Origin of the sequence: Cryobacterium sp. Hz9 (genome assembly GCF_004402825.1) — a bacterium.
Taxonomy (GTDB): Bacteria; Actinomycetota; Actinomycetes; order Actinomycetales; family Microbacteriaceae; genus Cryobacterium; species Cryobacterium gelidum.
Genome location: NZ_SOFC01000008.1, coordinates 228854 through 255195 on the forward strand (window position 1 = coordinate 228854; position 26342 = coordinate 255195).

A 26342-nucleotide genomic window follows, 5' to 3' on the forward strand; every position below is an offset into this window, starting at 1 on the left:
CTCCGGCGATTCAGACGGCTAATAACTACCGTGTATATACATACACCGTAACAATATGTGGGCAGCCGTGTGTTCGCTCTCGGCGGCGGTCGTTGTACGGCGGTGTCGGTGGCGTTGCATAGACTTATTAGGTGTCGATTACGCAGGTAGCAACAGGTCCGAAACTCAGTGTGCGCGGAGCCCGCGTGCACAACCTCCACAACGTTGATCTGGAGATTCCCCGCGATTCCCTCGTGGTTTTCACCGGGCTTTCGGGTTCGGGCAAGTCATCGTTGGCCTTCGACACGATCTTCGCCGAGGGGCAGCGCCGCTACGTCGAGTCGCTCTCAGCCTATGCCCGGCAGTTCCTCGGCCAGGTCGATCGCCCCGACGTCGACTTCATCGAGGGCCTGAGCCCGGCGGTCTCGATCGACCAGAAGTCAACCAACCGCAACCCGCGGTCCACGGTCGGCACCATCACCGAGATTTACGACTACATGCGGCTGCTCTGGGCCCGTATCGGTGTACCGCACTGCGCTATCTGTGGCGAGGTCATCCGGTCCCAGACCGTGCAGCAAATCGCCGACCAGCTGATGGAGTTGAAGGCGGGCATCCGCTACCAGGTGGTCAGTCCGGTCGTCTCGCAGAAGAAGGGCGAGTTCGTCGACCTGTTCCAGGAACTCGCCGGCGGGGGATATTCTCGCGCGATCGTCGACGGCGCGCAGATTCAGCTGAGCGAACCACCCACGCTCAAGAAGCAGCAGAAGCACGACATCGCCGTCATTGTTGACCGCCTGGTCGCCGGCCCCGAGCTGCTCAGTCGCCTCACCGACTCGCTCGAAACGGCTCTCAAACTCACCGACGGCCTGGTGCAGATCAACTTTCTCGATGAAGAAGGCGACAAGGCCTGGCAGAACTACTCCGAGAAGTTGTCCTGCCCGAACAACCACCCGGTGCAGCTGACCGAAATCGAACCGCGCACCTTCTCGTTCAACGCCCCGTTCGGCGCCTGCCCGGAGTGCTCCGGCCTCGGCACCCGCATGTCCGTCGACGAAGACCTGCTGCTCGGTGACCCCGATCTGAGCATCGCCGAGGGCGTCGTACTGCCCTGGACCACGCAGGGTAAGGGGCTGTTCCAGTACTACGAGAAACTGCTCGACGGCCTTGCCCGCGACCTGGACTTCTCGCTCGACACGCCGTGGGGCGATTTGACCAGTGAGGTGCAGAACGCCGTCATGCGCGGCGACAACTTCGAGGTGCGCGTCAAGTGGAAGAACCGCTACGGCCGCGAGATGAGCTACACGTCCGGTTTCGAGGGGGTTGTGCCCTACATCGAACGCCAGTACCTGCAGGCCGAGAGCGACACGCAGCGTCAGCGCTGGTCCGAATACCTGCGCGAGGTTGACTGCCACGTGTGCGGTGGCACCCGGCTCAAGCCTGAGGTACTCGCCGTGCTCGTGCACGACGCGAGCATTGCGGATGTCTGCGCGCTCAGCTTGAGCGACGCCCGCGAGTTCATGGACGAGCTCACCCTGACCGATCGGGAGGCGGCCATCGCCGCCCAGGTTCTGCGCGAGATTCGTGCGCGCCTCGACTTCCTCATCCGGGTCGGGCTGAACTACCTGAACCTGTCCCGCGCGGCGGCGACGCTTTCGGGCGGTGAGGCGCAGCGCATCCGTTTGGCCACCCAAATCGGTTCCGGTCTCACCGGGGTGCTCTACGTGCTCGACGAACCGAGCATCGGCCTGCACCAGCGCGACAATCGGCGCCTGATCGAGACGCTCGTCACCCTGCGCGACCTCGGTAATACCCTCATCGTGGTCGAACACGACGAAGACACCATCAAGACCGCCGACTGGATCGTTGACATCGGTCCGGGCGCCGGCGTCAACGGGGGGCACGTTGTGCACTCCGGCTCCTATTCAGACCTGCTTGCCAATACGAAATCCCTCACCGGTGACTATCTGGCCGGGCGCAAGTCCATTGCTACTCCCACGACACGGCGCCCGATCGACCCAGAACGTCTCATCGGCGTGACCGGTGCCGAGGCCAACAACCTGCAGAAGGTGTCGGTGACTTTTCCGCTTGGCACCTTCACTGCCGTCACCGGGGTCAGCGGCTCCGGCAAATCGTCGCTGGTCAACGACATTCTCTACCGGGTGCTCGCCAACCGGCTCAACGGTGCCCGCAAACTACCCGGCAAACACACCAGGGTCACCGGTCTGGAGCAGCTGGACAAGGTCATCCACGTCGACCAGGCGCCCATTGGGCGCACCCCGCGCTCCAACCCGGCCACCTACACCGGAGTGTTCGACAAGATCCGCACACTGTTCTCCGAAACCATCGAATCGAAGACCCGCGGCTACCTGCCCGGCCGGTTCAGTTTCAACGTCAAGGGTGGCCGCTGCGAAGCCTGCTCGGGCGATGGCACCATCAAGATCGAGATGAACTTTCTCCCCGACGTGTACGTGGCCTGCGAGGTATGCGGGGGAGACCGCTACAACCGCGACACACTGACCGTGCACTACAAAGGCAAGAACATTGCCGAGGTGCTCAACATGCCGATCAGCGAAGCGGCCGACTTCTTCGAACCGATCTCATCGATCCATCGCTTTTTGAAGACGCTCGTCGAGGTCGGCCTCGGCTACGTTCGCCTCGGTCAGAGCGCCACGACCCTGTCCGGCGGCGAGGCCCAGCGGGTCAAGCTCGCCACCGAGCTGCAGCGCCGTTCCAACGGCCGCAGCGTGTACGTACTCGACGAGCCCACCACGGGCCTGCACTTCGAAGACGTGCGTAAATTGCTGCTCGTGCTGAACAGCCTCGTCGATAAGGGCAACACCGTCATCGTGATCGAGCACAACCTCGACGTCATCAAGTCGGCCGACTGGGTGATCGACCTCGGTCCGGAGGGCGGTTCCGGCGGCGGAAAAGTGCTCGCCACCGGCACCCCCGAACACCTCGCCACGGTCAAGAAGAGCTTCACCGGTTCCTTCCTCAAGGAGGTCCTGGCTGCCGGCTAGGCAACCGGACGGCCATGTCTGATGCCCTGAGCTATCGCCCGAAAACGGGCGAGATTCCTACGACCCCCGGCGTCTACCGGTTCCGGGACGAGACCGGGCGTATCCTCTACGTCGGTAAGGCCAAGAACCTGCGCGCGCGGCTGAGCAACTACTTCGCGCCGCTGCACAGCCTGCACGAGCGCACCAGACGAATGGTGACCACCGCAACGGGTGTGGAGTGGACGGTTGTCGGCACCGAGGTCGAGGCCCTGCAACTCGAGTGGATGTGGATCAACGAGTTCGATCCGCCGTTCAATGTGCAGTTCAAGGACGATAAGTCCTACCCGTATCTCGCGGTCACCCTCGCCGATGAGGCTCCGCGCGCCCTTGTTACGCGCACCGAGGGCATCAAGGGCGCCCGTTATTTCGGACCGTATCCCAAGGTGTGGGCCGTGTACGAAACCATCGAACTCATGCTCAAGGCATTTCCCATCCGTACCTGCAACAACGCCAACTACAAGCGGGCGATGCAGAGTGGCAAGCCGTGCTTCGCTGGCCAGATCGGGCGCTGCTTCGGCCCCTGCTCCGGTCTGGTGTCCATCGAGGATCACCGCACAATCGTCAACGAGTTCGTGAGCTTCATGGGCAGCCACGATAAAAAGCTCATCAACGAACTCACCCAGGAGATGAAAGACGCCGCTGTCGCCCAACAGTACGAAATCGCCGCCAAACGGCGCGACCAGGTGCGCGCGCTCAACGCCGTGCTCGAGAAGAGCGCCGTCGTGCTGCGCGACAACGTCGACATCGACCTGTTCGCCATTGAGCAAGACGAACTCGCCGCGGCTGTGCAGTTGTTTATCGTCCGGGGCGGGCGCATCCGCGGTGTGCGCGGTTGGATGGTCGACAAGGAGCTCGATGTCACTATGAGTGAGCTCATCGACTCCATGATGCAAACGGCCTACAACCATGACAGCAAACCGCCGCGCGAGATCGTGCTGCCCGAACTGCCCGATGATGCCGAAGCCCTGGAAACCTGGCTGGCCGACGTGGCGGGGCGCAAGGTGCGGCTCGTGGCGGCGCAGCGCGGCGAGAAGGCGGCGCTGCTCGTGACGGCTACCAACAACGCCAAGCAGGCGCTCATGCTCTACAAGACCCGGCGGAGCTCGGACTTCGTGGCACGCTCCAAAGCCCTCGAAGACATCCAGGAAGCCCTTGAAATGCCAGCCGCGCCGCTGCGCATGGAGTGCTACGACGTGTCGCACCTGAGCGGCACCAATATCGTCGCCTCCATGGTGGTCTTCGAAGACGGGCTGCCCCGCAAAGACGAATACCGACGGTTCAACATCCCCGAATCAACCGACGACACCGACTCGATCTATCAGATCCTCACCCGACGGCTCGCCTACCTGAAACCCGAGTCCGTCCACGCGGATGCGGCCTCCGGAAATGTGGCGGTCGAGACCGACCTGACCGACATCGCACCGGGAGAGCAGAAGCGCGCCAAGTTCAAGTACCAGCCGAACCTGCTCATCGTTGATGGTGGCCAACCGCAGGTCGCCGCCGCCAGACGCGCACTCGCCGAGTCGGGCGTCACCGGCATCCAACTCTGTGGAATCGCTAAGCGGCTCGAAGAGATCTGGTTGCCCGACTCCGACTATCCGGTGATCCTGCCCCGCAACAGCGATGCGCTATTTCTCATCCAGCGCATCCGCGATGAAGCACACCGGTTCGCGATCGCACATCAGCGGATTCGACGCAAGAAGGATATTTCCTCGATTCTGGGTGAAATCGCCGGACTCGGCCCGGCCCGGGTGAAAGTACTGCTACAACATTTCGGGTCGGTGGCGCGGCTCAAGGTCGCCTCGGCCGCTGAAATAGCGGATGTTCGCGGCATCGGCCCGGTGCTGGCCGAGTCGGTCCACGCCCACCTGCGCGCCTGAACGAAATCTGAACCCCCCGGCGCTGGGTAGGCTTGAGCATCCACCAACTTCTCATTAAGGCGATTTCCAAGAATGACTACGGACCCCGACAAGCAGGAAGTGCTGATCGTCACGGGAATGTCCGGGGCGGGACGCTCCACCGTAGCCAATGCGCTGGAAGACCTCGACTGGTATGTCGTCGATAATCTGCCGCCGCAAATGCTGCGGCCCCTGGTCGATCTGGTCGAACGGGCCGGCACCAACCTGCCCAGAATCGCAGCGGTCGTCGATATTCGGGGGCGCGACCTGTTCGGTGACTTTTTGGAGACCGTGCAGCAGCTGCGCGGCGGCACCCAGGTGCAGGTCATCTTTCTCGAAGCCCGCGATGACGCGCTCGTACGTCGTTTCGAATCCGTGCGCCGCCCGCATCCGCTGCAGGGCGACGGCACCCTTCTCGACGGCATCGCGGCGGAGCGGTCCCGACTGCTCGCCGTGCGGGAGTCCAGCGACCTCGTCATCGACACGTCCGACCTGAACGTGCACCAGCTGGCGACGACGATCACCGAGCGGTTCGCGGCCGAGGGCAGCGCGGGTGTGCAGCTGACCATCATGAGCTTCGGCTTCAAATATGGCCTGCCGACCGACGTCGATCTGGTCGCGGATGCCCGCTTCCTGCCGAATCCGTTCTGGATCCCCGAGTTGCGCGCACACACCGGCGTCGACCCGGAGGTGAGAGACTTTGTACTCGCCCAAACTGGTGCCCTCGATTTCATCGACCACTACGCCGCCGCCCTGGCTCCCGTGTTGGCTGGCTACCAGCGGGAAAACAAACGCCATGCCACCATCGGTATCGGGTGTACCGGAGGCAAGCACCGCTCCGTCGCCATGGCCAAAGAGCTGGCATCCCGCTTGGAAAAGCTTCCCGGTGTCGTGGTCAATATCAAGCACCGCGACCTCGGTCGCGAATAAGCGAGCCCGGGAGCAGCCTCCGCTACTTCGCCGGGCTTTCACCACTTAGACCTCACGCAACTGATCAAGAGAATGGAAAAGCGATTGGCACTCACCGCCGACGTTAAAGATGAACTTTCGCGCGTGGAGGTCTCCAAGACCACCGTGCGCGCGGCCGAACTGGCCACAATTCTCCGGTTCTCGGGCGGATTGCACATGATCAGCAGCCGAATCGCGATTGAATCCGAACTTGACACCGCCATCCTGGCGCGACGGGTGCGCAAAGACCTCGCCGAACTCTACGGGGTGCGCAGCGCCCTGCAGGTCATCGCCGCCACCGGCATTCGTCAGTCCAGCCATTACCTCGTACAGGTCATCGAAGGCGGCGAGACGCTGGCGCGTCAGACCGGCCTGCTGGATGCCCGTCGTCGACCGATCCGTGGTCTGCCCAACCGTCTGACCACGGGCTCGAAGGAAGAGATCGCCGCCGTCTGGCGCGGCGCGTTCCTCGCTCACGGCACCCTGACCGATCCGGGCCGCTCGGCGGCGCTGGAGGTGGTCTGCCCCGGCAACGAGGCTGCTTTGGCGCTTGTCGGAGCGGCCGGACGCCTCGGTGTTGCGGCCAAGGCGCGCGAAGTCCGCGGGGTACACCGCGTCGTTATCCGTGACGGCGACGCTATCGGCGCGATGCTGGTGCATATGGGCGCCACCAACACGGTGCTCAACTGGGAAACTCTGCGTCAGCGCCGCGAGGTGCGCGCCACGGCGAACCGCCTGGTCAACTTCGACGACGCGAACCTGCGTCGTTCCGCCGAGGCGGCTGTCGCCGCCTGCGCCCGGGTGCAGCGGGCCATGGACATCCTCGGCGAGGACATCCCCACACATCTGCGCTATGCGGGAGACCTGCGTCTCAATTTTCGCGACTCCAGCCTCGACGAGCTCGGCCACCACGCCGAGCCGCCGATGACCAAAGACGCGGTCGCCGGCCGAATTCGACGCCTGCTCGCCATGGCCGACAAGAAAGCGGTCGAGCTCGGCATCGAAGGAACCGACGTTGAGTACCCGGTCCACCCCGATGACCTTGCACCCCTCTGACGTCGCACCCGCAGACGCACGCCGACACGAATTCTGTGGCTCGCAACGCCCGCGAGTAGACTAAATCGTCGCTTACAACGTCGTCGCACTCGATGCGGCGGCACAACTCACAAGGAGAAAAGTAATGGCTGAATACACCCTCCCCACCCTTGATTACGACTACGCGGCTCTCGAGCCCAGCATCAGCGGCACCATCATGGAACTCCACCATGGCAAGCACCATCAGGCCTACGTCACCGGGGCCAACACAGCACTGGCTCAGCTCGCGGAGGCCCGCGACAGCGGAAGCCTCGCCAACGTGAACAAGTTGGAAAAAGATCTCGCCTTCAACCTCGGCGGCCACGTCAACCACTCCATATTCTGGACCAACCTGTCCCCGAACGGCGGCGACAAGCCGGTCGGCGAGCTCGCTGCGGCAATCGATGACAACTTCGGTTCCTTTGACAAGTTCCAGGCACACTTCACCGCGGCCGCACTCGGCGTGCAGGGTTCCGGCTGGGCAGTCCTCGCCTGGGATTCCATCGGGCAGCGCCTGATCATCCAGCAGTTCTTCGACCAGCAGTCCAACTTCGCTGCCGGAACCGTTCCGGTTCTCATGCTCGATGTCTGGGAACACGCCTACTACCTCGACTACCGCAACGTGCGCGCCGACTACGTCAAGGCCTTCTGGAACATCGCCAACTGGGCAAACGTCCAGGAGCGTTTCACCGTCGCTCGCGAGAAGACGAACGGACTGCTGCTACTCTCGTAGCCGGTTGGTGCCCCGAGCGATACGGGGCACCGCCGTTGTCCTTCCGCATTCTTTTCATCGCGCCTTCCGGCGCCTTTTCAGCAACAGGAGCTATTTGTGTCCGTAAAGATCGGCATCAACGGATTCGGCCGCATTGGTCGTAACTACTTCCGAGCGGCCCTCGCCAAGGGCAGTGACATCGAAATTGTCGCCGTCAACGACCTCAGCGACCCCGCGTCGCTCGCGCACCTTCTCAAGTACGACTCCGTCGGCGGCCGACTGAACGCCACCGTCGAGGTCGACGGGGACAGCATCGTTGTCAACGGCAAGCCCATCAAGGTACTCGCCGAGCGCGACCCGGCCAACCTGCCCTGGGGCGCGCTGGGCGTGGAAATCGTCATCGAATCGACCGGCCGCTTCACGAAGGCCGTCGACGCCCAGAAGCACATCCAGGCCGGCGCCAAGAAGGTCATCGTCTCGGCTCCCGCAACGGGTGCTGACGTCGCGACGCTCGTGCTCGGTGTGAACGAAGACACCTACGACACGGCGATTCACGACATCATCTCGAACGCGTCCTGCACGACGAACTGCCTCGCGCCGCTCGTCAAGGTGTTCCTCGACAACTTCGGCATCGAGCGTGGCCTCATGACGACCATCCACGCGTACACTGCTGACCAGAATCTGCAGGACGGCCCGCACAGCGATCTGCGTCGAGCCCGCGCCGCCGCGCTCAACATCATTCCCACGTCGACCGGCGCCGCCAAGGCCCTGGGCCTCGTCATCCCGGAGAGTGTCGGCAAGCTCGATGGTTACGCCCTGCGCGTTCCGGTTCCGACCGGCTCGATCACCGACCTGACCCTCACGGCCTCCCGCCCGGTAACGGTCGAAGAAGTCAACGCCGCGTACAAGGCTGCAGCGGATGGCCCCCTCAAGGGTATCCTCAGCTACACCGAAGACCCGATTGTCTCAAGCGATATCGTCGGCGACCCACACTCCTCGATCTTTGACGCCGGACTCACCAAGGTGATCGGTGACCAGGTCAAGGTCGCTTCCTGGTACGACAACGAGTGGGGTTACTCCAACCGCCTCGTCGACCTCACCGAGTTCGTCGCCGAGCGACTCTAACGGCCGCGCGGTGACGTTACGCACGATTGACTCGCTCGGACCGCTTGGCGGCAAGCGGGTTATTGTCCGCTTCGACCTGAATGTGCCGTTGAAGAACGGTCAGATCACCGACGACGGACGAGTGCGGGCGTCACTGCCCACCCTCAACGCCCTCGTGGCTCAGGGCGCCCGCGTGGTGATCATCTCTCACCTCGGGCGCCCCGACGGCGTCGTTGATACCCGATACAGCCTGAAGCCGGTTGCCGTTCGCTTGAGCGAACTGGTGGATCGCCCAGTGGCCTTTGCCACCGACACCGTCGGCGAGTCCGCTACCCAAGCGGTCGCGGCCCTGCGGGACGGCGACATCGTCGTTCTGGAGAACCTGCGCTTCAGCGCCGGTGAAACCAGTAAGGCGGATGCCGAGCGGCTCGCGTTCGCCCAGCAGCTCGCCCTGCTCGGCGACGCGCTCGTGTCCGACGGATTCGGAGTCGCGCACCGCAAGCAGGCGAGCGTGTTCGATCTCGCGTCCCTTTTACCCAGCGCTGCCGGCCTGCTGATCGCGGCCGAACTCGACGTGCTCGATCGCCTCACCGAAAAGCCTGAGGCGCCCTACACGGTCATCCTCGGCGGCTCGAAAGTCAGCGACAAGCTCGGCGTGATCGGGCATCTGCTTCCCCGCGTGAACTTCCTGCTCATCGGCGGCGGTATGCTCTTCACCTTCCTGGCCGCCCAGGGACATAAGGTCGGCGCCAGCCTGCTGGAGAGCGACCAGATCGACACGGTCCGTGGCTACCTGGCCGACGCTGAACGTCTTGGTGTCAAGATCGTGCTGCCGACCGACGTCGTCGTGGCGTCGAAGTTCGGTGCAGATGCTGAACACGTGATCACACCGGCCGACGGCATCGAGAACACCCCGTTCGGTGCGGCCGGACTCGGCTTGGACATCGGACCGGACACAGCGCAAGCGTTCGCTGAGACTATTCGAGCGTCCAAGACGGTGTTCTGGAACGGTCCAATGGGTGTCTTCGAACTCGCTCCCTTTGCGGAGGGCACCCGCACGGTGGCCGCTGCTCTCACCGAGGTCACCGGCCTCAGCGTGGTCGGTGGCGGAGACTCCGCCGCGGCCGTGCGCATTCTCGGTTTCAATGATGACCAATTCGGTCATATTTCTACCGGCGGTGGCGCGAGCCTCGAATTTCTCGAGGGCAAGCGCCTGCCAGGACTGGAGGTCCTCGGATGGCAGTGAACATCAACCCTCGGCGTACACCGCTGATTGCGGGCAACTGGAAGATGAACCTGGACCACCTCCAGGCGATCGCGTTCGTGCAGAAGCTGGCCTGGAATCTGAAGGACGCCGGGCACGATTTCACCGCCGTCGAGGTAGCGGTCTTCCCGCCGTTCACCGATCTGCGCAGCGTGCAGACGCTGGTGTCGGCCGACAAGCTGCCGCTGGCGTTCGGCGGGCAAGACCTGTCGGCTGCGGATTCTGGAGCCTACACGGGCGAGATCTCGGGTGCTTTCCTGGCCCAGCTGGAATGCCAGTACGTCATCATCGGGCACTCCGAGCGGAGAACCCTGCACAATGAGACGGATGAGCAGGTCGGCGCCAAGGTGACCGCCGCGCTCAAGCACAACCTCGTGCCGTTGATCTGTGTCGGGGAAAGCGCGGAGGATCTCGCCGTAGCCGGTCCGAGCGCTGTTCCGGTCGCTCAGCTCCGTGCCGCCCTCGCCGGTGTCACCCACGCGGCTGACATCGTCGTGGCCTACGAGCCGGTGTGGGCCATCGGCTCGGGTCAGGCCGCCACGCCGGAGCAGGCCGAGCAGGTTGCCGCCGCGCTCCGCGGCGTTCTCGCTGACACGCTCGGTCAGGACGTAGCCGATAAGACCCGCATCCTCTACGGTGGCTCGGTGAAGAGCGGCAACATTGCCGCATTCATGCGGGAGCCCAACGTTGACGGTGCCCTGGTCGGCGGGGCTAGCCTGGATATTCCGGAGTTCTCGAGCATTATTCGCTATCACAAGCACGTCGGCCTCTAAACCGACGCGTTCCTCCCATTGCGTACAGTGAGGTGGTTGCCCCGCGGCAATCACCTCGCTCGTGCATGGAGGGTATAATTACGATGGTCTGGGCGCCAGAGTCGCGCCCACCGTGTTTTGAAAGGTTTCGTGTGGAGATTCTCCAGGTCGTCATGCAGGTGCTCGTTGGTATAACAAGCCTCCTGCTCACCATGCTCATTTTGTTGCACAAAGGGAGGGGTGGTGGGTTGTCCGACATGTTCGGCGGCGGCGTAACCTCCAACCTCGGAGCGTCGGGGGTTGCGGAGCGCAACCTCAACCGCATCACCATTATTCTGGGCCTGTTGTGGATCTCGTGCATCGTCGTTCTCGGATTGATCACCAAGTTTGACACCGGGGCTTAACTTTTTACCCGGTGCGGAGTTACCCTGAGCTTCCCGAGGCAGAGTTTTTCACCCGCACACCCCGTCAATAGCAACACCCCTAACAGCAGCACCAACAATTGCTCGAATCTGCAGCGCACAACTGCACGAGTCAACGGAGGAACAAGATGGCATCAGGCGGCAGCGCAATTCGTGGCTCACGTGTAGGCGCGGGCCCCATGGGCGAGCAGGACCGCGGATTTCACGCGGACCGCATCAAGGTCTCCTACTGGGATGCACTCGGCAATGAGACCGTCCGGTACTTTGCCGCGAGCCTCCCCGACGAGGAGATCCCCGTCACCATCGATTGCCCATCGTCTGGGCTTCCGGCCGGCCGCGACAAAGAGAATCCGCCGTCCGTGGTGAAACTTGAGCCCTACAAGACGCACCTGGCGTACGTCAAAGAGCGTCGTACCGAAGAAGAAGCAGAGTCGCTCCTTGAAGAAGCGCTCAATCAGTTGCGAGTTCGTCGCGGCAAGCTGTCGCCCACGAACTGAGGCGTTGATTGAGAAACACCGGCTCTCGATTCGAGAGCCGGTGTTTTTTTTGGGGCGTCAGTCCGCGCGGGGTGCGCTTAGTAGGCCGGCGCGATGAGACTTTCCGGTACCTGGGCGGCCGCGTCGTTGTCCACGAAAAATACCGTACGGTAGCGACCTTTGATTCCCGCGGCAGGAACCTCGTCTCGGCTCGCACCGGCGAGGGCCAGACCGAGTGCCGACGCCTTATCCGATCCCGCAAGAACCAGCCACACGCGGTTGGACGAGTTGATGACGGGGCGCGTCAGCGACAAACGATCGACCGGCGGTTTGGGGGAGTCGCGCACGGTAACCACACTGGCTTCGCGCTCACGAATACCCGATCGGTGTGGGAAGAGCGACGCAACATGTCCGTCCGGTCCGACCCCGAGAAAAGTCACGTCAAAACGTGGGTACTGCTCGCCTTTCGGGGCATGAGCGAGCAGCTCCGCCGTGTAACGAGCGGCTGCCGCATTTAACGCATCGGCGTCGGCATCGATGTGGTCATCCGAGGCGCCGAACGCGTGAATGTTCTTCTGGGGAACGTCCACGTGGTCGAGCAGCGCTTCACGTGCCTGTAACTCATTTCGTTCACGGTCCGCGCGCGGAACCCACCGCTCATCGCCCCACCAGAAATTTACCCGCGACCAGTCAATGGTGTCCCGTGCAGCCGACTCGTTGATAGCCTCCAGAACCGCGATTCCGACCGACCCTCCGGTGAGCACGACATGGGCTATGTCTTGCTCGTGGAGCACATCCACCATATTGGTCAGGAAGCGTGCTGCGACCGACCCGGCCAGTGCCTGCCTGTTCTGATGCACCAGCACACGTCGTTCGTTCGTCACGGTCATACTCCGGTCCCTTGGGTCACCACGCCAAAAAGTTGCGGCAGGCCGCGCGTGATGACTTCACCATACAGCTCATCGGAATCAAGATGACGCAGTTCGTCAGCCAGGCAGTCGCGCAGGCTGCGACGTTTCAGGGTGAGATCCTGTGTTGGCTGATTCGGCTGGCTGAGCGTGGCGATGTCGGGTACTTCGCGTTCGAGTGAAATTATGCCCGACGTCCGTGTGAGGTGCACACCGTGCACACCGTTGGTCTGCGGGCCAGCGGTGAGCTCGCACTCCACCGGCACCTGGAGTTGCATTTGCAGCCACGCAGCCAAGAGTGTCGTCGATGGAGACGCCGCAGCACCGGTGACCCTGATCCCGGTGATCGACTCATACGGCGGTTGGTCCAGCACCGCGGCAAGTTGAGCGCGCCACAGCGTCAGGCGGGTCCACGCGAAGTCGGTGTCACCGGGTTGATAACTTCCGGAAAGGTGGTGCAGAGCCGCTTGCGGATCGGCCTGCGCGGACGCATCAGTGATCCGGCGATAGGCGATGCGTCCGAGCGGGGAATCGCTCGGAACGGCCGGGGCTGTCCCCGGCCACCAGGCCACGACGGGAGCATCTGAGAGCAGCAGCCCGGTCACCAGGCTTTCCGGATCGTTCGCGGCATCACCGTAGACACGCAAAACGATGACCTCACTTGCTCCGGCGTCGCCACCGACCCTGATTTCTGCGTCGACGCGTGCTTCGGGAGTCGCCGAAGACGACATCTCTTCCCGGGTTGAGACGACGATAACGCGCATCGGATGCTCACGCGAAGCATCGTTAGCCGCCTCGATGGCCTCCTCCTCGCGTCCAAGATTCGAGGCAATGATGAGAGTCAGCACCCGCCCGAGAGCGACAGCTCCGCCCTCCTCCCGAATGCGCACGAGTGCTTTCGAGATCTTCGCGGTTGTCGTGTTGGGCAGATCGACGATCATGGTCGCCTCCAAGTGCGGCCGTCGCGGGCCAGTAGGTCATCAGCGGATGTGGGGCCCCATGTTCCGGGGCGGTACTGCTCTGGCTGCCCCTGCGTGGCCCAGTATTCTTCGATCGGGTCAAGAATTTTCCAGGACAGCTCGACCTCTTCGTGACGGGGGAACAGAGGAGGGTCGCCGAGGAGTACGTCGAGGATAAGCCTCTCGTAGGCTTCAGGGCTCGCCTCGGTGAAGGCGTGGCCGTAACCAAAGTCCATGGTGACGTCGCGAACCTGCATGCCCACCCCCGGCACCTTCGATCCGAACCGGATCGTGACGCCCTCATCGGGCTGTACCCGAATAACCAGGGCGTTGTGGCCGAGTTCCGCCGTCTGCCCGGGCGCGAACAGGTACTGCGGGGCGCGTTTGAAGACCACGGCGATTTCGGTGACGCGACGCCCGAGGCGTTTACCGGCGCGCAGGTAGAACGGCACTCCAGCCCAGCGGCGCGTGTCGATCGTCAAACGCATGGCGGCGTAAGTCTCGGTGACTGATTCCGGGTCCATGCCGTCTTCGTTAAGAAAACCAACGACCTTTTCGCCGCCCTGCCACCCGCCGGCGTACTGGCCCCGCGCGGTGCCGGTGCCCAGGTCGGCGGGCAGCCGCACCGAGGCGAGCACCTTTTCCTTCTCGGCGCGCAGATCGGCGGCGTCGAATGAGATCGGTTCTTCCATCGCCGTCAAAGCGAGCAGCTGCAGTAGATGGTTCTGAATCACATCGCGCGCGGCGCCGATGCCGTCATAGTATCCGGCACGGCCACCCACACCGATGTCCTCGGCCATGGTGATCTGCACGTGTTCGACGTGGTTGGCGTTCCACAGCGGTTCGAACATTTCGTTGGCGAACCGGAGCGCCAAAATGTTCTGCACCGTCTCCTTACCGAGGTAGTGGTCGATCCGAAAGACGGAGTCCGGCGGAAAGACCGACTCGACGACGTCATTGAGCTCTCGTGCCGTCTTGAGGTCACTGCCGAACGGCTTCTCAATGACGACGCGGCGCCACTGGCCATTCTCCTGCTCGGCCAGGCCTGAACGGCGCAGCTGTTCGGTGACTTGGGGGAATGCTTTTGGCGGAATGGCAAGGTAGAAGGCATGGTTGCCCATCGTTCCCCGCTCCCGGTCGAGTTCGGCTATCGTTTCGCTGAGGCGCGTAAAGGCCTCATCGTCGTCAAAGGTTCCCGAAACAAAACGAACTCCCTCGGCCAGCTGAGCCCAGACGTCCTCGTGAAACTCGGTACGGGCGTATTCCTTCACGGCGTCATGCACAACCTGCATGAAGTCTTGGTTATCCCAGTCCCGGCGGGCAAAGCCGACGAGGGCGAAACCGGGAGGCAACAGCCCCCGGTTGGCGAGGTCATAGACCGCGGGCATAAGTTTCTTGCGCGCAAGATCACCGGTGACGCCGAAGATGACCAAACTTGAGGGCCCGGCAATGCGATTCAGACGGTAGTCGGAGGGGGACCTGAGCGGATTAAAATCCGGAGTAATTTCCACCGGGGACATGCAGCTCCTTCAACGGGATTGTGCAAAAAGATTGGGAGACACAACACGGGAATGCTGCGAAGAGGTTAGTACGTTCAGCTGGAAAGTTCCTCGTGGGCAGCACCGGCGAGGAACTGAATCCAGCTAAGCCAGAGCGTGGAAGAGAGCGGAGATGTTCTGCTTGGGCTGCGTCAGAGTCAACGTCAGCACGGGGCGCCCGTGCTCGGCGAGCACGCTCGCATCGCCGCTGGCCTGCGCTTGGATGAGCTCACCGAAGGTGAAGGGGCGCTCGGGAATATCGAGGTCCTCCGCCGGGGTAGCCAGAATCTGCAGGTATACGGCGTTCGCCGGTCCACCCTTGTGGAATTGCCCAGTGGAGTGCAGAAAGCGCGGTCCCCAGCCGAACGTCACCGGACGCTTCGACAGCGCGGCGAGCTTATTACGAATATCGGCCAGTTCCGGGAGGGCGAGGCGGTCCACGTAAGCCTGAACGGCAACGTATCCGTCGGTACCGAGCTCTTCGAGCAGCGCATCGATTGCCGAGGCCAGATCACTCGCTGCACCAATGACGTGCGGGGTGCCACGCACTTCGATACCATCCGTGATGAACGCGGCCGGCTCCGGCGCGGGGCGGGCATCGAGCAGACCGCGAGTGGCGATCTTGGCGGACTCCACATCGGGCTGGTCGAACGGGTTGATGCCGAGCAGACGCCCGGCCACAACGGTCGCGTATTCCCAGACCAAAAATTGTGCGCCCAGGGTTCCGCTCACATGAATTTCGCCGCCAGTTTCACTGAACACGTCCGTGCCGGCGTCGGCGACGACCCGCACGAGCTGCACATCCGGCAGCGCCTCGGTCAGTTCGGGAGCGTCCAGTTCCAGCACCACTGGCAGAATGCCGGTGCCGAGCTTGCCGGTAGATTCGGCGATGAGTTGCTCGACCCAGTCCGCGAAGCCCACAATGTGGGTACCGTCCGAGACGATGGCGAGCTTATCGCGGCGGGGGCTGGTGGCGGCGATTGCCGCACCCAGCACGAGTCCAGGGTTCTCGGGGAAGTCCACGGCTAGCGCGAGCGCGATGGCGTCGGCTTCGTCGAGCAGCGCACCGATATCCACACCGGCCAGTCCCGACGGCACGAGACCGAACGCGGTCAACGCGGAGTAGCGTCCGCCAACGGTGGGGTCGGCGTTGAAGACGCGGTAGCCGGCTTCTCGTGCGGATGCCTCGAGCGGCGACCCCGGGTCGGTCACGACGATGATGCGGTCGGCCGGATCAATACCGATCGCTCGGAACGCACGTTCGAACACACGGCGCTGGCTGTCGGTTTCGACGGTGGAGCCGCTCTTGGAGGAGACGACCAGGGCCGTACCGGCCAGGTTGTCGTTGAGCGCGGAGAGCACCTGGCCGGGGTCGGTTGCGTCGAGCACCGTCAGACTCACGTGGGCGGTGCGGGTGATGACCTCGGGGGCCAGAGACGATCCGCCCATTCCGGCCAGCGCGATCTGGGTGACACCGCGGGCCTGCAAGGTGGCTCGCAGCTCGACGATTTCGGCCACGAGCGGGCGTGACACGGCGACGGATTCGGTCCAGCCGAGGCGCACCGCGGCTTCAGCTTCGACCTCCGGCCCCCACAGAGCGGGGTCCTGGGCCGTGATTCCGGAAGCGACGAGGTCCGTGACCAGGGTAGGCACCGTAGCGCGAACGGCGTCGGCCGCGGCGCCACTAACCGAGATGCGGAAGCTCATTAGACAGCCGACGTGGTCGACGCGGCTGTGAGGGCCGTCTGCACGGTGTCGAGCAGTTCGTTCCAGGACACCTCGAACTTCGACAGGCCTTCTTCTTCGAGCAGGCGGGTCACGTCGTCATAGGAGACACCCTGGGCTGCCAACGCGTCGAGCACTGCGTTTGCCGCGGCGTAGGATCCGGTGACCGAGTCGGCCGGGATGACGCCGTGGTCGGCGGCGGCCTGCATGGTCTTCTCGGGCATCGTGTTGACGACCTCGGGGGCGACCAGTTCCGTCACGTAGAGGGTGTCAGGCAGGCTGGCGTCCTTGACGCCGGTCGAGGCCCAGAGCGGGCGTTGCTTCGTGGCTCCGGCTTTGATCAGGCCAAGCGCCCGCTCACTGCCGAACGCCTGCTCGTACACCTGGTAGGCGAGCTGCGCGTTGGCGACGCCGGCCTTGCTCTTGAGCGCAAGGGCTTCCGGGGTGCCGATCGCTTCGAGGCGGGCGTTGATCTCGGAGTCGACGCGCGAGACGAAGAATGAGGCAACCGAATGAATTGTGGAGAGATCGATGCCGGCAGCCTTGGCCTTCTCGAGTCCGGCAAGGTACGCGTTGATGACCTGACGGTGACGCTCCAGGCTGAAGATCAACGTGACGTTGACGCTGATGCCGAGGGCGATGGTCGCCGTGATGGCTTCGAGGCCCTCGACCGTTGCGGGGATCTTGATCATGGCGTTGGGACGATTGACCTTGGTCCACAGCTTCTGAGCCTCGGCGACCGTTCCGGCCGCGTTGCGGGCCAGGCCCGGCTCGACCTCGATCGAGACGCGCCCGTCCTGACCGTTGGTCGAGTCGTAAACCGGGCGAAAGATGTCACAGGCGGCGGCGACGTCGTCGGTCGTGATGGCGAAGACGGCATCGATCACGTTCGATCCGGTGGCGGCCAGGGTCGCGACCTGCTCGGTGTAAGCCTCACCCTTGGCGAGGGCGCCGGCGAAGATCGTCGGGTTGGTGGTTACGCCGACGACGTTGCTGTTCTTGATCAAGTCCTGCAGTCCGCCGGAATTGATGCGTTCACGGGAGAGGTCGTCGAGCCAGATGCTGACGCCGGCTGCGGAGAGCTGGGCGAGGGGCGTGGGGTTTGTCATGGTGGAAATCTCCTGGTAGTGCTGCTGTCAGGCAGCTGGCTGATGCGATGTGTGGAGAGGAAAAGTGGGGTGATGTTGTGAGAAGTGGCTCTGACCCCGTACTCGGGGCAACGTCAGGAGGCGTTGATTGATTCCCTGGCGGCGGCCACAACGGCCTCGGTGGTGATCCCGAATTCGCGGAACAGCGTCTGATAGTCAGCGGATGCCCCGAAGTGCTCGATCGAGATGCTGCGCCCCGCATCGCCGACGTAGCCACGCCAGGTCAGCGCGAGGCCAGCCTCGACCGACACGCGGGCGGTGATCGCGGCCGGGAGCACCGATTCGCGGTATTCGCTGCTCTGCTCTTCGAACCACTCCAGGCACGGCGCGCTCACCACGCGGGCATGGATGCCCTCGAGGGCGAGGTGGGCGCGGGCGTCAATGGCGAGCTGCACCTCGGAGCCGGTACCGATCAGGATGACGTCCGGCGTTCCGCCGACGGCTTCGGCCAGCACGTACGCGCCGCGGGCCACGTTCTTCGCTGAGGCAAAGGTTTCAGCGGATGCTGCGCCTTCGCCGCGCTCGTACACCGGAATGTTCTGGCGGGTGAGGGCAATGCCGGCCGGACCGCCCCGGCGTTCCAGAATGGTCTTCCAGGCCCAGGCCGTTTCGTTGGCGTCGCCGGGACGAACCACATCGAGCCCGGGGATGGCGCGCAGGGTCGCCAGCTGTTCGATCGGCTGGTGCGTGGGGCCGTCTTCGCCGAGTGCGACGGAGTCGTGGGTCCAGACGAAGATCGACGGCGCTTTCATGAGCGCGGCCAGACGCACCGCGGGGCGCATGTAGTCGCTGAAGATGAGAAAGGTGCCGCCGAACGGACGCGTGTTGCCGTGCAGCACGATGCCGTTGAGGATGGCGGCCATGGCGTGCTCTCGAATGCCGAAGTGCAGCACCCGGCCATACGAGTTACCGGTCCATTCGCCGGTGGAGTGTTCGCTCGGAATGAACGAAGCTGCGCCGCCGATAGTGGTGTTGTTCGATTCGGCGAGGTCGGCCGAGCCGCCCCACAGTTCGGGGATGACAGCGCCGAGGGCGGTGAGTACCTTACCGGACGCGGCACGGGTCGAAACCGCGGTATCGGCGGGGAAAACCGGGAGCGCCTCGTCGACGCCGTCGGGCAGGTCGCCGGAGAGCACCCGGTCGAGCAGAACCTTGCGTTCGGGGTTAGCCGCAGCCCAGGCATCGAACTGCACGGTCCATTCGGCGTGCTGTGCCGCGCCACGCTCGAGGGCCAGGCGGGTGTGTGCGATGACCTCGGGGGCAACGTCGAAGGTTTTCTCCGGGTCGAAACCCAGCACGGTCTTGACGCCGGCGAGTTCCTCCGCGCCGAGGGCTGAGCCGTGGATCTTGCCGGTGTTCTGCTTCTTCGGGCTCGGCCAGCCGATGATCGTCTTCAGAATGATCAGGCTGGGCTTGCCGGTTTCCTTCTGAGCGGCCTCGATGGCCGCGTTCAACTCGGCGACGTCTTCCACGTAGGAGCCGGTCTTCTTCCAGTTGACCGTCTGCACGTGCCAGTCGTAGGCGGCATAGCGAGCGGCGACGTCCTCGGTGAAGGCGATGTTGGTATCGTCCTCGATCGAGATCTGGTTGCTGTCGTAGATCGCAATCAGGTTGCCGAGCTGCTGGTGGCCGGCGAGAGAGGATGCCTCGCTCGTCAGGCCTTCCTGCAGGTCACCATCGCCGGCGATGACGTATACGAAGTGGTCGAAGGGGCTCGAGCCGGAGGCGGCATTCGGGTCGAACAGGCCACGCTCGAAGCGTGACGCATAGGCGAACCCCACCGCCGAGGCGAGTCCTTGGCCGAGCGGACCGGTGGTGATTTCGACGCCATCGGTATGGCCGTATTCCGGGTGGCCGGGGGTCTTGGATCCCCAGGTACGGAGAGCCTTGAGGTCTTCGAGCTCGAGGCCGTAGCCGCCGAGATACAACTGCACGTACTGGGTCAGTGAGCTGTGACCGACCGAGAGGATGAAACGGTCGCGACCGATCCATTCATTGTCAGACGGGTCACGGCGCATGATCTTCTGAAACAGAAGATAAGCGGCAGGTGCGAGGCTCATCGCGGTGCCCGGATGCCCATTCCCAACCTTCTCGACGGCGTCAGCCGCCAAAATGCGCGCGGTGTCGACCGCTTTGTTGTCGATGGAATCCCACTGCAATGCTGCCACGTCTATTGGCCCTTCTATAAAACGAAGAGGGCGAGTTGTCGTCAACCGCCCATTAGTTATCGTCACACGTATAGAAATCGAAACCTGCTGGTTTTTTTCGTTTCCACGAGCCGCCACTGGATGGCGCCCTCAACTTTTTGATACCGGGCCACCAGGAGGTGCGCGCTGAAGTACCAAAAAAAGGATGGGGAACAGTCCAAGTATAGAGAACCCTGTACGAACGCACGAGTCGTATGACGTTACATGGAAGCACGCTCGTCATTTGGCGTCGGTGGATCTGTCGGGGGGTGTCCTAGAATGGGAAGACTTGCCTAGCGTTAGAGGATTAATGGACGTCGCCCTGAAGACCCCGGTCCGGAGCGGACCGCGCACACTGAAGCGCACCCTTAAGGCCTACGTCTCCCTGACGAAACCGCGAGTCGTCGAACTTCTTCTGGTGGTTACCGCTCCCACAATGTTGCTCGCCGAACGGGGGATCCCCAGCCTCTGGTTGATCCTGGCGACGCTCGTCGGCGGATCGCTCAGTGCGGGTTCCGCAGGTGCGTTCAACTGTTACCTCGATCGCGATATCGACCGTCTCATGAAGCGCACCAAGAATCGTCCGCTGGTCACCGGAGAACTCAGCGACCGTGAAGCCTTGATCTTTGCCTGGGCGTTGGGCGCAGCATCCATTCTGTGGCTGGGGTTGCTGACAAACTGGCTTGCCGCCGCGCTGTCGTTCGGTGCAATTTTGCTCTACGTCGTGTTTTACACGATCATCCTCAAACGTCGCACCCCGCAGAACATCGTCTGGGGCGGTGTGGCGGGTTGTATGCCGGTCCTCATCGGGTGGGCCGCGGTAACCGGCGATCTGTCCTGGCCCCCGGTCATCCTGTTCATGATCATCTTCCTGTGGACGCCGCCGCACTACTGGCCACTGTCGATGAAATACCGCAGCGACTACCTGGCCGCCGGAGTTCCCATGCTTGCCGTCGTTCGAGGTCGAGCTCAGGTCGGGCTGCAGGTCATCCTCTATGCCTGGGCCACCGTCGCCTGCTCGCTGCTGTTGATCCCGATCGCTGACATGGGCTTGCTGTACAGCTTTACCGCCCTGGTCACCGGCGGCTGGTTCATTTACGAGACGCACCGGCTGTACAGCCTGGCGATTCGGCACGAGCATGTGTCACCGATGCGCGTCTTCCACGGCTCGATCGCCTACTTGACCCTGCTCTTCGTGGCCGTCGGAGTCGATCCGCTTCTGCCGTTCTGAGCGGGCCGTTCCGAGCGGGACGTTCCGAGCGGGCCGCTCTGCACGCGCCGTTCTACACGCGTTTTTCTGAGCGGGCCGTTCTGCTCGCGTCGCTCTGAGTGTGCTGGCCTCCTGAGCACCGCAGCTACACCCGTCGGATGAGTCGGGTGTCGATCTTGCCGATGTCGGCCGAATGAATCACGACCGTGACCACGCGCCCGGCGAGGCTCATCCCGGTGGCCGTGAAATCGCACGCCGTGACGGTGATGGCAGGCAGGAGCGTGTCGTCGACGATAAGGTTCGACCGGTGTGCCAGCGCGAGCTCGATCTCGGACTGCTGCTGCGTGTGCCGGTTAGCCCACAATTCCGACCCGAACTCGTAGGGGTTCTTGGCGTAGTTCATCACGATGTACTGCAGGTGCTGATTGAGTGCGTCCCTGGTCGGGTCGCCACCGCGATTGGTGGAGCCGGGCACATCCGTGAAAACGAATCCGCGCAGTTCGGCGATTCCGACCGGCCCGGCCGGGGAGTCCTCGAACCAGAAATTGCCCGCTGGGTCGGCGAGCCAGTAGTGCGCCTGTGCTTCCAACGTGCGTCCGTGATTGCCGTACCAGCTCCAGCCACGTTCTTGAATACGCGGTTGCGGCACGAAGCCAAACACCGGCGGACCGAACAGGACGAGGCGCGCCGCATCGTCTGACGGCTTCCATTTGGCTCCCGGAGCGAGATGCATGTAGGGAGAGTACACCGGCGATGTCCGTGGGGGGAGAGCGGCGCGGGAATTCGACAGCGGCCCTGCAGCTGTCGGCTCTACCGTCCAGGTGCTCGATGCGAGTGATCCGGCCGCGTTTATCCGAGCGGCCGCGGGCGTGTCGAACATCTTTCTGTGCACGAATCCGCCCTACACCGACTGGGCCGCCCGTTGGACGCAGATTTTCGACGCGACGATTGCCGCCGCTTCCAAGTCAGGTGCCCGGGTCGTCATGATGCGCAACCTGTACACCCGGTTGATCACCGGGCCACGGCTGCTCCAGTCAGCCGAGCATGCGCTCGTGCTCGGCCGCAGGCAGGTCGGCTGTTACGCCGGCCGGGGCCTTGAGGTTCAGCACGACGGCGGTCATCGCTGCGGCGAGGACGCAGGCCAGCACCATGTGCAGGCCCACAAGCACCGGCGGCAAGCCGAGGTTTGCCTGCAGCAGTCCGATCGCGATCTGCGCGAGTTCGATCAGCAACAGCGTGACGATGAACGAACGAACCGGCAGCTTGGAACGAACGGATGCCGCGAGCAGCACGATCGTCAAGACCAGCGTCGCGTAGCCCGGCCAGGCATGCAGGTGCTGCAGCAATTCAGCGTTGAAGCCCGTGCGTCCCGCGGCGGCATCACCAGAGTGCGGTCCGGAGGCGGTCGTCAGCACGCCCATCATCACGGTCAGCGCGACGACGAAGCTGGTGGCGTAGGCCAGCCCGGCGAAGCCGACCGGGACGACCAGGGCACGTGGCCCCGGCGCGAGATAGACCCGGTGCACGAGCACGGTCGCCAGGCAAACCATGATGAGTGACACCGTGAAGTGGAAGCCAACGATGAAGGGGTTGAGTCCGGTCAACACGGTGACGCCGCCGACGAGTGCCTGCGCGAGAACGCCACCGCCGAGAATCACGGCGAGGACGAACAGGTCCTTGCGCTCCTTGCGCATACGCCAGAGCAGAACGACAGCCGCGATCGCAATGATTCCGATCAGTCCGGTCATCAAACGGTTGGCGAACTCGATGACACCGTGCAGGCCCATCTCCTGCGATGGCACGAGCGAACCGGCGACGCAGTTCGGCCAGGTCGGGCAGCCGAGTCCGGATCCGGTGAGGCGTACGGCGCCGCCGGTGCCGACGATCACTATCTCGCTCACCAGGGACAGCCAGGCAACCACCCGAATACGTGTGTCAATAGCGCTGGGTAACCATTGGTATATGGAATTCACCGGTTCTGCTCCCACTGTCTTACTCATGATCGCGTATTTTCTGATTGTTCCTTGTGCAAATGTGAATCAACCGGCAAGCACGCGTATCCTGCTGATCAACCTGTAGAATTGGAACTTCCATGGAGATCTTTCGTACGGTCATGGTGACTGCACGATGTCGACCGGAACCGGACGGAGCCCGAAAGGGCACTGACCGGCTCGGGTTCATTTTGTCTCTATGAACATTCTAGGTACGCAACGTAGCTGTCCACACAACCCGTTCCCCGTGGTCTCCACTGAGGTCGCCCGGGAATCACCGGACTAATATCCGGGTTGTGCTGGGTAGAGAAGAGGTAAATATGTCGGATGTCCTGCTAGACCGTCCCGACCTTGAGGGGATTGGCACCTACGAATTCGGGTGGGCCGATTCTGACAAGGCGGGCGCATCTGCGCGCCGTGGCATTTCTCCCGAAGTCGTCACGGACATTTCGAACCTGAAATCCGAGCCGGACTGGATGCTGCAGCGTCGTCTGAAGGCCCTGCAAATGTTCGAACGCAAGCCCATGCCGACCTGGGGCGCTGACCTGTCCGAGATCGACTTCGACAACATCAAGTACTTCGTCCGTTCCACGGAGAAGCAGGCCCAGACCTGGGACGACCTACCCGACGACATCAAGAACACCTACGAGAAGCTCGGCATCCCCGAAGCGGAGCGCCAGCGCCTCGTCTCCGGTGTCGCAGCTCAGTACGAGTCCGAAGTGGTCTACCACCAGATCAACGAAGAACTCGAAGCCCAGGGCGTTATCTTCATGGACACCGACACGGCGCTCAAAGAGCACCCGGAGTTCTTCGAAGAGTACTTCGGCACCATCATCCCCTCCGGTGACAACAAGTTCGCCGCGCTCAACACGGCCGTCTGGTCCGGCGGCTCGTTCGTCTACGTGCCGCCCGGCGTGCACGTGGAGATTCCCCTGCAGGCGTACTTCCGCATCAACACGGAGAACATGGGCCAGTTCGAGCGCACGCTCATCATCGCCGACGAGGGCAGCTACGTGCATTACATCGAGGGCTGCACCGCCCCGATCTATAAGTCCGACTCGCTGCACTCCGCCGTCGTCGAGATCGTCGTGAAGAAGAACGCCCGCGTTCGCTACACGACCATCCAGAACTGGTCGAACAACGTCTACAACCTTGTCACCAAGCGGGCCACGGCCGGCGAAGGTGCCACGATGGAATGGATCGACGGCAACATCGGTTCCAAGGTCACCATGAAGTACCCGTCCATCTACCTGATGGGTGAGCACGCCAAGGGCGAGACACTCTCGGTGGCATTCGCTGGGCCGGGCCAACACCAGGACGCCGGCGCCAAGATGATCCACATGGCGCCGTACACGCAGTCGTCGATCGTCTCCAAGTCCATCGCTCGCGGTGGCGGGCGTAGCGGGTACCGTGGTGAAGTCCGGGTAGACGCCTCCGCACACCACTCCGCCAACACCGTGCGCTGCGACGCTCTTTTGGTCGACACCCAGTCGCGCTCTGACACCTACCCGTCCATCGACATCCGTGTCGACGACGTACAGCTCGGCCACGAGGCCACCGTCTCCCGAGTCAGCGAAGAGCAGTTGTTCTACCTGATGAGTCGCGGCATGCCCGAAGACGAAGCCATGGCCATGATCGTTCGTGGATTCATCGAACCGATCGCCCGGGAGCTCCCGATGGAGTACGCCCTCGAACTCAACAAGCTCATTGAAATGGGCATGGAAGGATCCGTCGGCTAAATGTCCGCCGCTTCAGCGCTTTCGAAGAGCGCTTCAAAAACTGTGCCCGCACCATCTACACCTGTTGCCGGTTCGTCCACCCTGTCGCCCGGCCAGCACGGGATCAAGGAACATTCCGACGGTCGTTTCGGCTACGTGCCGGTGCAAACCCGCTCGGACCGTTTCAAGAGCGTGAACGTGACCGATTTCGAGGCCGTCACCGGCCGCGAAGCCGTCTGGAAGCACTCGCCCGTCGGAAAATTCAGCGACCTCACGGCCGGTGACCTCGACGGCTCCCGCTACGAGGTCGAGTCCACCCCGACAGCGGATATCTCCGTCGAGTGGGTACCCCGTACGGATGCCCGCATCGGCACCGCCGGTTTGCCGGAAGAACGTGCAGCCGCGAACGCCTGGTCGGCGTTCGACGAGGCTCTCGCCATCACGGTGAGCGGCGAGGAAGCCAAGGAGATCACGGTCACGCGATCGGTTCTCGGCAACTCCGCCCGCGGCGCCCACACGATCATCGAGGCCAAACCGTTCAGCCAGGCCACGGTTATCCTGCAGAATACGGGCGAGGCTCGGCTCAGCGAAAACGTCGAGATCATCCTCGGCGAGTCTGCGAATCTCACGGTCGTCTCGCTTCAGGAATGGGATGACTCGGCGGTGCACCTGGCCAACCATTTCGCATCCGTCGGCCGTGACGCCCGCCTCAAGCATGTCGTCGTCTCCCTCGGCGGCAGCATCGTTCGGGTCAACCCCTCGGTGCGTCTAGCCGGACCCGGCTCCGATACGCTGCTCCTCGGGCTGTACTTCGCGGATGCCGGGCAGCACCTGGAACAGCAGGTTTACGTCTTCCACGACGCGCCGAAGAGCCGCAGCCGGGTCAATTACAAGGGGGCGCTGCAGGGCCAGGACGCACGAACGGTCTGGATCGGCGATGTACTGATCGGCAACAAGGCTGCCGGCACCGACAGCTATGAGCAGAACCGCAACCTTGTACTCAGCGAGGGTACCCGCGCTGATTCCATCCCCAACCTGGAGATCGAAACCGGCGACATCGTCGGGGCCGGTCACGCCAGCGCCACGGGACGGTTCGACGACGAGCAGCTGTTCTACCTGCAGGCTCGCGGCATCACCGAGGAGGAAGCGCGGCGACTCGTCGTGCGCGGATTCCTCACCGAGGTCGTGCAGCAGATTGGTTCCCCCGAACTCGAAGCTCGATTGCAGCTCGCAATCGAAGCGGAACTTATTGGAACGGACGACAAGTAAGC

At 63.2% G+C, this 26342-nt stretch carries 21 protein-coding genes; 13 read left to right on the top strand and 8 right to left on the bottom strand.

Annotated features, from left to right (window positions below):
• Nucleotides 1-131: 131 nt before the first annotated feature.
• The 10 genes from uvrA (at nt 132) to E3N85_RS03180 (ending at nt 11709) form a co-directional block, all read left to right on the top strand.
• Entirely contained in the window at nt 132-2999 is a 2868-nt protein-coding gene (gene uvrA / locus E3N85_RS03135) for an excinuclease ABC subunit UvrA (protein ID WP_134459248.1), read from the top strand.
• 14 nt (nt 3000-3013) lie between these two features.
• A complete protein-coding gene (gene uvrC / locus E3N85_RS03140) occupies nt 3014-4918 on the top strand; it encodes an excinuclease ABC subunit UvrC (protein WP_134459250.1) in 1905 nt (634 codons plus the stop codon).
• A gap of 72 nt (nt 4919-4990) precedes the next feature.
• Nucleotides 4991-5866, top strand: coding sequence for an RNase adapter RapZ (gene rapZ / locus E3N85_RS03145; protein WP_134459252.1), 876 nt, complete (start codon nt 4991-4993; stop codon nt 5864-5866).
• Between the two features lie 84 nt (nt 5867-5950).
• Nucleotides 5951-6940, top strand: coding sequence for a DNA-binding protein WhiA (gene whiA, locus E3N85_RS03150; RefSeq protein ID WP_134459254.1), 990 nt, complete (start codon nt 5951-5953; stop codon nt 6938-6940).
• 124 nt (nt 6941-7064) lie between these two features.
• Nucleotides 7065-7691: a superoxide dismutase gene (locus E3N85_RS03155; protein WP_134459256.1), complete on the top strand. Its 627-nt coding sequence runs from the start codon at nt 7065-7067 to the stop codon at nt 7689-7691.
• A 96-nt stretch (nt 7692-7787) separates the two neighbouring features.
• A complete protein-coding gene (gene gap, locus E3N85_RS03160) occupies nt 7788-8795 on the top strand; it encodes a type I glyceraldehyde-3-phosphate dehydrogenase (protein WP_134459258.1) in 1008 nt (335 codons plus the stop codon).
• Nucleotides 8796-8805: 10 nt separating this feature from the next.
• A complete protein-coding gene (gene pgk, locus E3N85_RS03165; protein WP_134459260.1) occupies nt 8806-10020 on the top strand; it encodes a phosphoglycerate kinase in 1215 nt (404 codons plus the stop codon).
• On the top strand, nt 10011-10811 hold the full coding sequence (tpiA, locus tag E3N85_RS03170) for a triose-phosphate isomerase (protein ID WP_174722451.1): 801 nt from the start codon (nt 10011-10013) through the stop codon (nt 10809-10811). The genes pgk and tpiA overlap by 10 nt, the downstream gene beginning before the upstream one ends.
• Before the next feature lie 131 nt (nt 10812-10942).
• Nucleotides 10943-11194 (top strand): preprotein translocase subunit SecG, encoded by a 252-nt coding sequence (secG, locus tag E3N85_RS03175; protein ID WP_092107845.1) that lies wholly within the window; start codon nt 10943-10945, stop codon nt 11192-11194.
• A gap of 146 nt (nt 11195-11340) precedes the next feature.
• Nucleotides 11341-11709 carry an RNA polymerase-binding protein RbpA gene (locus tag E3N85_RS03180; RefSeq protein WP_092107849.1) on the top strand — a complete coding sequence of 123 codons (369 nt, stop codon included), beginning with the start codon at nt 11341-11343 and terminating at the stop codon, nt 11707-11709.
• A 77-nt stretch (nt 11710-11786) separates the two neighbouring features.
• Here the strand turns inward: E3N85_RS03180 and pgl are convergent, their stop codons facing one another.
• The 6 genes from pgl to tkt all read right to left on the bottom strand — a co-directional run bounded on the left by pgl (nt 11787) and on the right by tkt (nt 20134).
• Nucleotides 11787-12572, bottom strand: a complete 786-nt coding sequence (gene pgl, locus E3N85_RS03185) for a 6-phosphogluconolactonase (RefSeq protein ID WP_134459454.1) — start codon at nt 12570-12572, stop codon at nt 11787-11789.
• Nucleotides 12573-12574: 2 nt separating this feature from the next.
• Nucleotides 12575-13537: a glucose-6-phosphate dehydrogenase assembly protein OpcA gene (locus E3N85_RS03190; protein ID WP_134459262.1), complete on the bottom strand. Its 963-nt coding sequence runs from the start codon at nt 13535-13537 to the stop codon at nt 12575-12577.
• Complete coding sequence (zwf, locus tag E3N85_RS03195; RefSeq protein ID WP_134459264.1) at nt 13534-15075, bottom strand: glucose-6-phosphate dehydrogenase; 1542 nt, start codon at nt 15073-15075, stop codon at nt 13534-13536. Before zwf ends, E3N85_RS03190 begins: the two co-directional genes overlap by 4 nt.
• A 123-nt stretch (nt 15076-15198) precedes the next feature.
• Nucleotides 15199-16800, bottom strand: coding sequence for a glucose-6-phosphate isomerase (locus E3N85_RS03200; RefSeq protein WP_134459266.1), 1602 nt, complete (start codon nt 16798-16800; stop codon nt 15199-15201).
• Entirely contained in the window at nt 16800-17927 is a 1128-nt protein-coding gene (tal, locus tag E3N85_RS03205) for a transaldolase (protein ID WP_134459268.1), read from the bottom strand. Before tal ends, E3N85_RS03200 begins: the two co-directional genes overlap by 1 nt.
• A 113-nt stretch (nt 17928-18040) precedes the next feature.
• A complete protein-coding gene (gene tkt, locus E3N85_RS03210; RefSeq protein ID WP_134459270.1) occupies nt 18041-20134 on the bottom strand; it encodes a transketolase in 2094 nt (697 codons plus the stop codon).
• 328 nt (nt 20135-20462) lie between these two features.
• Between tkt and E3N85_RS03215 the strand changes: the two genes are divergently transcribed.
• On the top strand, nt 20463-21383 hold the full coding sequence (locus tag E3N85_RS03215) for a heme o synthase (protein WP_134459272.1): 921 nt from the start codon (nt 20463-20465) through the stop codon (nt 21381-21383).
• Between the two features lie 124 nt (nt 21384-21507).
• Here the strand turns inward: E3N85_RS03215 and E3N85_RS03220 are convergent, their stop codons facing one another.
• Entirely contained in the window at nt 21508-22095 is a 588-nt protein-coding gene (locus tag E3N85_RS03220; RefSeq protein ID WP_134459274.1) for a hypothetical protein, read from the bottom strand.
• 301 nt (nt 22096-22396) lie between these two features.
• Complete coding sequence (locus E3N85_RS03225) at nt 22397-23362, bottom strand: heme A synthase (protein WP_134459276.1); 966 nt, start codon at nt 23360-23362, stop codon at nt 22397-22399.
• A gap of 311 nt (nt 23363-23673) precedes the next feature.
• On the opposite strand from E3N85_RS03225, the gene sufB reads away from it, so the two are divergent.
• Nucleotides 23674-25092 (top strand): Fe-S cluster assembly protein SufB, encoded by a 1419-nt coding sequence (gene sufB / locus E3N85_RS03230; protein WP_134459278.1) that lies wholly within the window; start codon nt 23674-23676, stop codon nt 25090-25092.
• Nucleotides 25093-26340 (top strand): Fe-S cluster assembly protein SufD, encoded by a 1248-nt coding sequence (gene sufD / locus E3N85_RS03235; protein WP_134459280.1) that lies wholly within the window; start codon nt 25093-25095, stop codon nt 26338-26340.
• Nucleotides 26341-26342 lie beyond the last annotated feature (2 nt).

Coding starts and splice junctions, on each gene's coding strand:
- uvrC (WP_134459250.1), top strand. CDS start 3,014: ATGTCTGATGCCCTGAGCTATCGCCCGAAAACGGGCGAGATTCCTACG.
- rapZ (WP_134459252.1), top strand. CDS start 4,991: ATGACTACGGACCCCGACAAGCAGGAAGTGCTGATCGTCACGGGAATG.
- E3N85_RS03155 (WP_134459256.1), top strand. CDS start 7,065: ATGGCTGAATACACCCTCCCCACCCTTGATTACGACTACGCGGCTCTC.
- tpiA (WP_174722451.1), top strand. CDS start 10,011: ATGGCAGTGAACATCAACCCTCGGCGTACACCGCTGATTGCGGGCAAC.
- E3N85_RS03180 (WP_092107849.1), top strand. CDS start 11,341: ATGGCATCAGGCGGCAGCGCAATTCGTGGCTCACGTGTAGGCGCGGGC.
- E3N85_RS03190 (WP_134459262.1), bottom strand. CDS start 13,537: ATGATCGTCGATCTGCCCAACACGACAACCGCGAAGATCTCGAAAGCA.
- zwf (WP_134459264.1), bottom strand. CDS start 15,075: ATGTCCCCGGTGGAAATTACTCCGGATTTTAATCCGCTCAGGTCCCCC.
- E3N85_RS03200 (WP_134459266.1), bottom strand. CDS start 16,800: ATGAGCTTCCGCATCTCGGTTAGTGGCGCCGCGGCCGACGCCGTTCGC.
- tal (WP_134459268.1), bottom strand. CDS start 17,927: ATGACAAACCCCACGCCCCTCGCCCAGCTCTCCGCAGCCGGCGTCAGC.
- E3N85_RS03215 (WP_134459272.1), top strand. CDS start 20,463: ATGGACGTCGCCCTGAAGACCCCGGTCCGGAGCGGACCGCGCACACTG.
- E3N85_RS03220 (WP_134459274.1), bottom strand. CDS start 22,095: ATGCATCTCGCTCCGGGAGCCAAATGGAAGCCGTCAGACGATGCGGCG.
- E3N85_RS03225 (WP_134459276.1), bottom strand. CDS start 23,362: ATGAGTAAGACAGTGGGAGCAGAACCGGTGAATTCCATATACCAATGG.
- sufB (WP_134459278.1), top strand. CDS start 23,674: ATGTCGGATGTCCTGCTAGACCGTCCCGACCTTGAGGGGATTGGCACC.
- sufD (WP_134459280.1), top strand. CDS start 25,093: ATGTCCGCCGCTTCAGCGCTTTCGAAGAGCGCTTCAAAAACTGTGCCC.